The organism is Marinobacter sp. G11 (genome assembly GCF_021282325.1).
In the GTDB taxonomy this organism is placed as follows: domain Bacteria; phylum Pseudomonadota; class Gammaproteobacteria; order Pseudomonadales; family Oleiphilaceae; genus Marinobacter; species Marinobacter vinifirmus.
The window spans coordinates 1-1,197 of record NZ_JAJSPB010000102.1; the positions used below are offsets into that span (position 1 = coordinate 1).

The window sequence follows — 1,197 nt, forward strand, 5'->3', positions numbered from 1 at the left end:
CGGCTAGGGCAACTTTGGACTTGAACGATGGGCTGTATTGCTTGCGTTTCTTGCTCATGATTCTCCTCCTTGTGGAGATGATGAATCAGAGCTTAGGCACCTGTCCAAATTTCGGGGTCCACTTCACGTCGCCAGGATTCGTTCCGGTCTGTTTGGGTGAGAAAGCTATTTGGTTGAAGCAAGGTAAGCGTCCGGCCATCACACCTTGTCAGGTATAGCCGGCTTCCAGTTGTGGGGCAATAACTCGTCGATGGCGTTGTTCTTCTGTGTCGGCAGGCGGGTCAGTACATCCTTCAAGTAGGCGTAGGGATCATGGCCGTTCAGCTTGGCGGACTGGATGAGAGTCATGACCGCAGCCGCTCGTTGACCACTGCGCAGTGAACCCGCGAACAACCAATTGCTGCGGCCCAGCGCCCAGGGTCGGATCTGGTTTTCCACCCAGTTATTGTCGATGGGCACAGCACCATCGTCGAGGTAGCGCGTCAGCGCTGCCCAACGTTTGAGGCTGTAATCCAACGCCTTGGCCGTTCCGGAGCCATCCGGCACTTTCTGGCGATGCGCCAGCATCCACTGATGCAGTGCATCAGCAAGCGGTTTGGCTTTGGTTTGTCGGATTTCCTGCCGTTTATCCGGTGGCAGATCCTTGGTTTCCCGCTCGATCTCGTAGAGGCTGCCGATGTATTCCAGGGCCTTCGCAGCCAGCTCGCTCTTGTTGGCCTCGTGCAGGTCGTAGAACTTGCGTCGGGCGTGGGCCATGCAGCCGATTTCGGTGATGCCGTTACCGAACCCGGCCTTGTAGCCGGCGTAGTCGTCACAGACCAGCTTGCCCTGCCAGTCACCCAGGAAGGTGCGAGCATGTTCACCCGCCCGGCTGGGCGCGAAGTCGTAAACGGTAGCCTTCAGATCCGAGAACGGTGTAGTGCAGTAGGCCCAGACGTAGGCCTTGTGGGTTTTCTTCTTGCCCGGAGCCAGCATGCTGACCGGCGTTTCATCGGCATGCAGAACACTGTGTTCCAGCAGAGTATTTCTCAACGCATCCACCAGCGGCTGCAACTGCACACCGCAGGCACCCTGTAGTAGCCCCCATTTAAACCGGACACCTTGGTAGAAGCAAAGGCCTAGGCATAGACCTAGTGCAAAGGAGTGTCCAAGGTGGAGAGAATCGAAGTCATAACCGGAGTGCAGCGCCGTCGCCGG

General features: G+C 57.5%; 1 pseudogene. It reads right to left on the minus strand.

Annotation, left to right across the window (positions count from 1 at the left end):
- Positions 1-198: 198 nt before the first annotated feature.
- A pseudogene (gene tnpC, locus LWH94_RS19195) lies at positions 199-1,071 on the minus strand (IS66 family transposase); the annotation flags it as partial.
- Between the last annotated feature and the right edge of the window lie 126 nt (positions 1,072-1,197).